General features: G+C 63.7%; 5 protein-coding genes and 1 CRISPR repeat array. Of the genes, 4 read left to right on the top strand and 1 reads right to left on the bottom strand.

Annotated elements, in window-relative coordinates; translation table 11 throughout:
• Positions 1-118 precede the first annotated feature (118 nt).
• A CRISPR array of direct repeats spans positions 119-816; the repeat unit is 37 nt; unit sequence GTTGCGATCCTCACCGACCCCGGAGGGCCGGTGCTGG.
• Between the two features lie 388 nt (positions 817-1,204).
• The 4 genes from cas3 to cas7c are packed head-to-tail and all read left to right on the top strand — an operon-like array spanning position 1,205 to position 6,984.
• Entirely contained in the window at positions 1,205-3,490 is a 2,286-nt protein-coding gene (cas3, locus tag ABT130_RS29680) for a CRISPR-associated helicase Cas3' (protein WP_350960748.1), read from the top strand.
• Positions 3,483-4,181: a type I-C CRISPR-associated protein Cas5c gene (cas5c, locus tag ABT130_RS29675; protein WP_350960746.1), complete on the top strand. Its 699-nt coding sequence runs from the start codon at positions 3,483-3,485 to the stop codon at positions 4,179-4,181. Before cas3 ends, cas5c begins: the two co-directional genes overlap by 8 nt.
• A complete protein-coding gene (locus ABT130_RS29670; RefSeq protein WP_350960744.1) occupies positions 4,181-6,100 on the top strand; it encodes a type I-C CRISPR-associated protein Cas8c/Csd1 in 1,920 nt (639 codons plus the stop codon). Before cas5c ends, ABT130_RS29670 begins: the two co-directional genes overlap by 1 nt.
• Positions 6,101-6,102: 2 nt before the next feature.
• Positions 6,103-6,984: a type I-C CRISPR-associated protein Cas7/Csd2 gene (gene cas7c, locus ABT130_RS29665; RefSeq protein ID WP_350960741.1), complete on the top strand. Its 882-nt coding sequence runs from the start codon at positions 6,103-6,105 to the stop codon at positions 6,982-6,984.
• 205 nt (positions 6,985-7,189) lie between these two features.
• On the opposite strand, the gene ABT130_RS29660 is transcribed toward cas7c, so the two are convergent.
• The gene (locus ABT130_RS29660) at positions 7,190-8,701 is read right to left on the bottom strand and encodes a hypothetical protein (RefSeq protein WP_350960738.1); all 1,512 of its coding nucleotides are present in this window, start codon (positions 8,699-8,701) and stop codon (positions 7,190-7,192) included.
• Positions 8,702-9,315 lie beyond the last annotated feature (614 nt).

Here is a 9,315-nt window from a genome sequence, read left to right as displayed (position 1 = left end):
GGCACGGCGATCCCACCTCCCGTGCCGCCGCGCCCCAACTCCCCGCAGGCGGTGGTGCACAACCGGGGACCGCCCGCGGGGCCAGACACGACCGCATGCCCTCTACCCGAAAAGACGTGTCGCGCCCCTCACCGACCCCGAAGGGCCGGTGCTGGTGGTTCTTGCGCGTCTTCTCCATCACGCCGACCTCGTTGCGATCCTCACCGACCCCGAAGGGCCGGTGCTGGCAGGGATGGCTTACTCCACTTGACCAGGTGTGCCGGTTGCGATCCTCACCGACCCCGGAGGGCCGGTGCTGGCCACCCTCAACTCCTCGGGCCGTGTCCCGGCATCGCAGTTGCGATCCTCACCGACCCCGGAGGGCCGGTGCTGGTGGCAGGAAGTACGCGCCACGTGGCCAGAGGCCGCGGTTGCGATCCTCACCGACCCCGGAGGGCCGGTGCTGGTTGACCTGCCGCACTGGGTGCTCGGCGCCGGGCCAGCTGCGATCCTCACCGACCCCGGAGGGCCGGTGCTGGACAGGTAGGTGGTCGGCGTCCCGTACGACGCCGGGTTGTTGCGATCCTCACCGACCCCGGAGGGCCGGTGCTGGGCGGAGACGCCCTCGGCGGGCTCATCGGTCTGTTGCGGTTGCGATCCTCACCGACCCCGGAGGGCCGGTGCTGGCCATCCTCGCGGAGCGCCACAGGAAGCTTCTTGCGGTGTTGCGATCCTCACCGACCCCGGAGGGCCGGTGCTGGTCAGACCAGCAAGCCGAGCGGCGCCCCGGATACTGCCCCGTTGCGATCCTCACCGACCCCGGAGGGCCGGTGCTGGTCCACTATGCAATTCTCAAGAAACTCTTGTTCCATCACGGTTGCGATTCGCACCTCCCCGAAGGGCCAGTGTCGGCATCGCCAACCCTATGTCGGTTTGACTCCCATTGTGATGGCGATGTTGCGCCCTCGGCTATCCAGGTAAGCAATCACCACCTTTGCAAGGAATTGCGAGGATTTAGCCGTAAATGTCGTAATTCTTGATCACTTGGACAGGAGACCACCACAACACTCCGGCAACTCCAGGCCCGCGAGAGCCCGATCGTCCGAGTTCGTCAATTTGCCCATAAAGCAATATATCGTGCCATACCTCCTCTCAAAGGGACCCCTTTGCAAGGAATTCAGGCTCCCAACTAAAAGAAGAGGGGTCTTGATGAGATGCAGGCTAAATGTCGGTGGCTTCTTGTACGGTCCCGGCTATGGAAGCTGGCGATCTCTCAGACGAGGCTCCGGGTACGGATGGGTGCCCGATATGGGCGCATACTCTCAGTACGACATCGGGCCAACGGCATCGGCTTGAGGAGCATCTTCGGTCGGTGGCCTGGTGGGCAGCGGAGTTCGCCGAGCCATTTGGAGCAGGTCAGCCCGCGCGTTGGCTTGGGCTGACACATGATTTCGGCAAAGCTGCCCCGGGGTGGCAGCAGCGGTTGCTTGAAGTTGAGGGTACCGATCAGCCGGTAGGCATCGATCACAGGGCGGCGGGGACTCGATTCCTCGTGGAACGCCTAGATTTCGACGCATTCGCCCTGCCCGTCTACGGCCATCATGGTGGACTGCAGCATCCGGGGGAGATGGAGAACTTCCTGGCGTCGCCTCCGCTGGACATCGCACATGAACGACAGGCGATCCAACGACTTCAGTCATTGCTTCCGGAATTGCGCGATCCAACCCCGCCTATCTGGCCCTCTTCCGCCTCTGATCTGCTCGGCGGCGAGATGCTCACCCGGATGCTCTTCAGTGCCCTGGTGGATGCCGATCATCTGGATACCCAGGTCCACTTCGGCAAGAGGCGTCAGCACGTGACCACCCCAGTCTCTGTGGCACAGTTGCTGGACCGTTTCGAGGATGGACTCAAGGCCAAGCTGAAAAAGCGAAAAGCCAGCCCTAGCCCGGTCGATCCGTTGCGTATCGAGGTGTACGAGGCGTGCGTTGCGGCGGCCCGGCTTGCCCCCGGATTCTTCAAACTGGCCGCTCCGACCGGACTCGGCAAGACGATCTCCAGCGCTGGGTTTGCCCTGCATCATATGGTGGCGCGGGGCCTGCGACGAGTGATTGTGGCGGTGCCGTTCATCTCGATCACTGAGCAGAACGCTGCGGAGTACCGCGAGCTGCTGAGTTCGACCCCCCGCGATCCAGTGGTGTTGGAGCATCACAGCAGCGTCACCCTGGATGGGGCAGGCAGCCGATGGCAGCGTCTGGCGGCGGAGAACTGGGACGCGCCTTTTATTGTCACCACAACAGTTCAGTTGTTGCAGTCGCTGCATGATCGGCGTCCTTGGGCGATGCGTAAGCTGCATCGGCTGGCGAATTCGGTCATCGTCTTGGACGAGATTCAGGCGCTGCCGGTGCACCTGCTAATCCCGATCTTGACGATTTTGCGACAGCTGGTCGACCATTTTGGTGTCACAGTCCTGTTGTCCTCAGCCACTCAGCCGGAGTTTTGGGAGATGCCGCCCCTGCGCGAGGCGCGCCCGGTGGAAATCCTCCCTAACCCCACTGAACTGCAGCAGCGGTTGCGCCGGCTTCGGCCCATGCGCTATCGCTGGTTGACTGCTCCCCGGCCGACCTTGGAGCAGGTCGCACAGAAAGCGACCCAAGAGCCCCAAAAGCAGGTGCTCATCGTGGTCAACACCGTTGACCACGCTCGCAAGGTGTATCAGGCCGTTTGCAAGGGGCAACCCGACCCGGCAGCGGTACAGCACTTGTCCACTCGGATGTGCCCCGCACATCGCCAGGCCGTGCTGAAGAACGTCACCGCCATTCTCAAGCAGAAGCCGGTTCAGCCGTTGTACCTGGTTTCGACCCAGCTGATCGAAGCTGGGGTTGATCTTGATTTTCCTGTGGTGTACCGGGCGATGGCTCCTGCGGAATCGATCTTGCAGGCAGCCGGTCGGGCCAATCGGGAAGGGCTAAGGGCCGAGGGTGGGCTTGTGGTCATCTTCGACCCTGTCGAGCAGGCCATGCCGTCCAGTTACGGGTTGCCTGTTGCAGAGACTCGGCGCCTGTTCGGCTCCGAAAAATCTGATCCCGATGACCTGCCTACGCTTGCTTGCTACTTCCGCAGTTACTACGGCACCTTGCCGGACAAGGCGATGGGTGCGGACATCCTGGCTGCCCGCGAGTCCTGGAACTTCCCCGTCGTGACCGAGAATTTCCGCATGATCGACGACGACACCGTCCCGGTTGTGGTGCGCTACGAAAATCCGAAAGCCGATACTGCGGCGGATCCGATCGACACGTGGCTGCAGTCCCTGCGACGTGATCCCGGCAGGGGGCATGTGTGGCTGCGTCGCCTCCAGCCGTACACCATCTCCTTGCCCAAGAGCCTGGCGGCCAAGCCGCACGTCGCATCCCTGCTGCGGCCAGTGATCGGAGATCTACACGAGTGGGCCGGCAACTACGACCTGAACACCGGCATCGTGATCCCGACGAACGAGGAGACGTCCCATGCCTAAACACAGTGACGACGGCCAGTCGCCCCTCGTCATGGAGGTCAGCGGCGACTTCGCCTGCTTCACCCGGCCCGAACTCAAAACCGAGCGGGTCAGCTATCCGGTGATGACGCCCAGCGCCGCTCGGGGAGTGCTGGAGGCGGTGTTTTGGAAGCCGGAATTCTCCTATCGGATCGTGAGGATCGAGGTCCTCAAGCCGATCCGATGGTTCAGCATCCGGCGCAACGAAGTCACTGAGGCCCCGAGCCTGAGCACCGTACTCAAGGAAGGCAGCCGCTACCACTTCCACACCTCCGACAAGCGCGACCAGCGCAACACCGTAGCCCTGCGAGATGTCGCCTACCGTATTCACGCCACCATGCGGCTAAAGGAACACGCCACCGACCCGGTGGCTAAATACCGTGACCAGTTTCGCCGCCGACTGGCACGGGGAGCCTGCTTCACCCACCCCTACCTGGGAACCCGCGAGTTCTCCTGCACCGATTTCGGCCCGCCCGACCCCGCCACGCCACCCATCACCCGTAGTGAGGAACTGGGCGTGATGCTCTTAGACATCGATCAGAGCGGTCCAACTCCACGATCGTTGTGGTTCACCGCATGGCTACGCGATGGCATCGTGGAGGTGCCACAAGAAGGTATCCATGACCCGGCCCGTGACGCCTCGATCATCTCAGCCGGACGGCCGGGGGCCTGATGCTGCTGACCCGCCTGGCGCAATTCGCCGCAGCCCACCCCGAGCAGATTCCCCCGCTATTTCACATCGAGACCGGAGTCCGCTGGCTGATCGATCTCGACGCCATGGGCCGTCCAGCCACGGGCGACCCGATCGCTGAGCTGATCGCCATCCGCGACCCGGCTGATCCCAATGGTCGCCGCGGCCTTCCGATGGTGGTGCCCAGTGTGGGCCGTACCTCCGCCGTGGTCCCCTTACTGGCCTGCGACAAGATCGAATACGCGTTGGGGTGGGCCGATCCGAAAGATGCTCAGGACGAGCGGAAACGCGCTCGGGCGCAGCGCTACCACCAGGCATTCACCGATCAAGTTTCCGAATGGGCTCTATGCCACCCAGACGATTCCATCGCTCAAGCACTGCGGATCTTCCTCACCTCCGGAGCCGTCGCCCTCATCCAGCCACCGGAACACTACAGTTCCAGCGACGTGGTGATGTTCCGCGTCGAAGGCCACCCGGCGCACGCCAGCACCAGCGCCAGCGCCTACTGGGGCAGCGTCGCCTCACAACGCAAATCCTCCGGTGCCCAAGACCGCTGCTTAGCCTGTAACACGGTGCGTCCAGTGATCAAACGAGCCATTCGGCCCGTGCGGCCTGGATTGATCCCCACCGTCGGCCACGACCCATTCAGCAAGACTGATCGCAAGCTGGGCAACGGCCCCTCGCTAGTCAGCGTCAACCAGCCGGCGCAAGGCTTCAACTTCGAGATCGGACTCTCACACACTCCATTGTGTGAGGTGTGCGTCGAGGGCTACACCGGCGCGCTGGAACACCTACTCAAACACTCCGACCATCGCCGTACCATCGGCGACACCGCGATCATCTGGTGGGTCACCCCGACAGACGGCACCCAGAACGCTGCGACTGTACAGAGCAAAGCGCCCATCAAACTGCTCTTCAAGCCCGATCCGGTAAAGATCGCCCTAATGCTGGACGCACCGCGTAAGGGCGCCCGCGTCATCGCCGGAACCACCCGGACGGAAATGTTCTGCGCGGCCACCCTGTCCAACAACTCAGCCCGCATCATGGTCCGAGACTGGATCGACATTCCACTGCCTCAGGCAGAGGATCGCATCGCCTCCTGGTTCGCCGACATGGAGATCACTAATCCCTGGACTGACCAGCGGCATTCCCCCTCGCTGCACCGATTGGCCCTCGCCCTGGGGCGCTGGTATCCCGGCAAGAACGGAAATCACGGCTCCTACGCGAAGTTCGGCGCCAAGGGCGCCCAACGCCCCGTCTGGATCCAGCGTGGCCTTCTACACTCCGCACTCAACGGCACGCCACTGTCCTCGGCAATGTTGGCCCACCTCCTGCTGCGTATCCGCACTGACGGCGGCTTCGACCTCACCCGTCAAGCCCTGCTGCGCCTGTGTCTAACCCGCTCTCATCCAAACCACGCCCGGAGGCTGTCCATGGCTCTGGATCCCGCCGATAACACTCCGGCCTACCTGGCTGGACGCATGTTTGCCGTCCTTGAATCACTCCAGTACGCCGCTGCTCGCGCGGGCGGCGGAAAGATCAACACTACCGTCGCGGACCGTTATTTCAGCCGAGCGGTGACCAGCCCCGCCTCTGCATTGATCCCTGCTGTACGTGGTTCTCGGGCTCACCTCAAAAAGCTGCAGACCCACGACAGGCAGAACTACTCCGACTTCTTCGCCCGCACCTTGAACGAGCTGATAGGGCGACTGCGTCCCTTCCCCACCTCCCTGGCTCTCTACGACCAGGGACAGTTCCTCAACGGTTATGCCGACCAACGCAACCACGACATCACCCGCGCACGAGCCCGACGTCTGGCTGCAGACGATCTCATCCCCGACAGCACGACTGATGACGACGCTGAAACCGACATCACCGAACATGCCCCGCAGGAGAACTAGCCATGCCAAATGAGATTCCCGCCCACCTCGACCCAGCGCGTCGCCACGACATCGTCATGCTCTTCGACGTCCACGACGGCAACCCCAACGGCGACCCCGACGCCGGCAACCAGCCGCGAGTAGACACTGAGACCTATCAGGGCCTAGTTACCGACGTCGCCCTCAAACGCAAGATCCGTGACACCATCCCGCTGCTCCATCCGGACGATCCCCGCTACAAGATCTTCGTAGAGGCAGGGATCGCACTCAATAGCCAGATTGAGCGCGGCTTTGTCGGCACCGGAGTCAAACCCAGCAAGAAGGCCACCCCGCAAGAGCGTGATGCCGTCCAACAGTGGATGTGCGACAACTTCTTCGACATCCGACTTTTCGGAGGCGTGCTGTCCACCGGTGACGCACAGGCCGGGCACGTCCGCGGACCACTCCAGATCAACTTCGCCCGCAGTATCAGTCCCATCTTCCCCGTCGACCACGCCATCACCCGGGTCACCCAGACCCGACAGGCCGACATCGACAAAGGCGAGCAGACCGAGATGGGCTCCAAGTGGACCGTGCATTACGGGCTCTACCGCGCCCATGCCTATTACAGTGCCGCCCGTGGCCAGAAAACCGGCGTCACCAGCCAAGACCTCGACACGCTCTGGCAGATACTGGCGAACATGTTCGACCACGATCGCAGCGCGACTCGTGGTGAGATGGCCATTCGCGGCCTCTACGTCTTCAGCCACGATAACGCCTTCGGCCGCGCCCGCGCCTCGACCCTGTTCGACCGCGTTCAAGTGACACTTCTGAACGAAGGCGTACCACGCTCACACAACGACTACAAAGTGCACATCGACGATACGAATCTACCTACTGGAATCACGCTCACATCTCTCATATAAAATTCCATAATCAATGGATCTTGATGGAGCGGGCGACTCTCCTTGGCAATGGCTTCGGGACCACCCGGGGGGAGATCGTGTCCTTCCAGCCATGCAAGAGTTGCATCGCCAATTCCGCCAAGGCAGCAATCACGCGGTAACGGCCCCTGGGGGCGGTGCCGAGCAGCGTGCTCTGCCCGGAGCCTGCGATCCGCCTTGCCATCGGTCAGGGCATCAGCTTCGACATCACCGCGGGCGGCAGTGACGGATTGGCTGCCGCCGCCTCCACCACTTGCCAGTCGTCATCGGCGAGCAACTCGACGATGACCTGTGGCGGCAGGTCGGGGTGGCCGGCGGCGATGGGCCTGGCCTGCCGGTCTGACAAGCAGGCCAGCAGTGCCGGGGCCGTCGCGTTGCGATGCCGGGCGACCTCGCGGAACGCCTTTTGCGCCGGTGGCCGGTGCCGGGTCAGGTCTTCCAGCAATGCTGGTGAGGCATCCGGGTTTTTCGCCACCTTGGCGATGACTCGCACTCCGTGCCGGTTCACCATGGCGCGTAGGCGGGCTTCGGACAGGCCCGGGTGCGGTGCGATGGACTTGAGCACTTTGGCGTCGGGGTCGGTGGCCAGCGCATCGCGGATCTCGGACGGCAGATCGCGCCGTTCGGCCAGCAGCATCCGTACGGCCGGATTCGGCGAGGCGGCCAGGTCTTCGACCTCGGCGTGCGAGGCGGCGGCGATTCGTGACAGCAGTGTGGAGCCGATTTTGGTAGTGCCTGCCAGGCGGGTGAGTACCTCCAGCGGCACGTGCGGGTTGTGGACGAGGCTGCGTCGCACGTCGTGGCCGGGGTCGGTGGCCAGTACGCGGATCAAGTCGTCATCGATCGCGGGATTCGCGGCGAGGGCGGCGCGGACACCGGGTTCCGGGCTGCCTGCGAGACGTTCGTATGCCGCCGAAGGCAGATCGGTGCGGACGGCCAGCGGCCAGCGCAGCAGCATCGAGGGATGGTCGGCGAAGCCGAGGACGGCTGTGGTGGGCGTGGCCGGGTTCCACAGCGCGTTCATGTGCGTCTGGTGAACGGTGGATTCGTGGGAGCCGTCGCATAAGGCACCCGGTGGCAGGTCGCAGTCGGGCCTGGGGCATTGCGGATCGCGGGTGAACGGAGTTTCCTCGCGGTCGCAGACCAAGCACCATCGTGCCGAGGTCAGCCCCTCGCCAGTGATCAGCGCAGCCAGCACCGTCGGCGGTGTCGCCTCGTTGCTCGCCACCGCGCAGCGGACCTCGGCATGCGGATGCTCTGCCAGCCGGGCGGCCATGTCCGGCGTCGTCCACAGCGCGAGCTCCACGACGACCCTTATGTCCGCGTCGGCTGCGAGGATCTCCCTCACCTCGGGCGGAAGGCCGGGACAGGCGGCCAGTTTCTCCCGATGTTCGACGATCGGGTCCGCCGCGAGCAGGCGTGCCCACGCCTGGCGGCCGGCACCCTCAGCAAGCAGGGCGAGCGCGGCGAGCGGCTGCGCTGCGGGATCGACGTCGTCAGCCGTCAGCAGACCTCGTTCCGCAAGCCGCACAACGCTCTGTTCGATGCGCGAGGCCAGCGCAGCGGCCTGTGCATGGGTGAGGTCCTCACGCTCCGCCAGACCTGCGGCGATGTCCTCGTCGGCAGTCGTGATCAGCCGGTCGACCAGCTCAGACGGCAAGGCCGGATTGGCGGCGAGACCGCACAGGGCATGGTTCACGGGAACATCCTGCCCGGGGCTGTGATCACATGGCTCATGATTATTTCGGCGGTGACGATGCCCCGGAGGGCCGGTGCCGGGCCTGTCACCCCGCTGATCAACGTGACATGACAAGAGGTTGCGATCCTCACCGACCCCGGAGGGCCGGTGCTGGGCGTTGCGCCTAGTCAGAGCACCACCGGAATACGGAGGCAAGGGCCGCGCCGGATGGTTCCGAGCTCGAACAAGGCCGGATAAGTCCGGCATGATAACGCGATCACCGGTGTTTTCCCAGGTCGCGGTACTCGATATCTGGCTTTATGTCAGCCTCGGACGCCGTGCCCCGCTCGTTTGGGCCTGGTGGCACGAGTCTTACCGACACCCCAATTCAACGAAGATGTTGATGTTCACATGGGCAGAGGAAATGACTCGGCCACGCGGGCATCCAAGAAATTCGGGGTCGGTAAGACTCGTGCCACCGGATACAGGCGTTCGCGTTGCACCCGGTCAGAGCACCACCGGAATACGGAGGAAAGGGCCGCGCCGGATGGTTCCGAGCTCGAACAAGGCCGGATAAGTCCGGCACGATAACGCGATCACCGGTTTTCCCCAGGTCGCGGTACTTGATATCTATC

It is taken from the genome of Streptosporangium sp. NPDC001681, assembly GCF_040298085.1.
Taxonomy (GTDB): Bacteria; Actinomycetota; Actinomycetes; order Streptosporangiales; family Streptosporangiaceae; genus Streptosporangium.
The sequence above is the reverse complement of the archived record's forward strand: the minus strand, read 5'-3'. Positions and strand labels throughout refer to the sequence as shown.

What these genes read in the sequence shown, in the direction of transcription:
- cas3 (WP_350960748.1), top strand. Translation starts at nt 1,205, where the DNA reads ATGTCGGTGGCTTCTTGTACGGTCCCGGCTATGGAAGCTGGCGATCTC.
- cas5c (WP_350960746.1), top strand. Translation starts at nt 3,483, where the DNA reads ATGCCTAAACACAGTGACGACGGCCAGTCGCCCCTCGTCATGGAGGTC.
- ABT130_RS29670 (WP_350960744.1), top strand. Translation starts at nt 4,181, where the DNA reads ATGCTGCTGACCCGCCTGGCGCAATTCGCCGCAGCCCACCCCGAGCAG.
- cas7c (WP_350960741.1), top strand. Translation starts at nt 6,103, where the DNA reads ATGCCAAATGAGATTCCCGCCCACCTCGACCCAGCGCGTCGCCACGAC.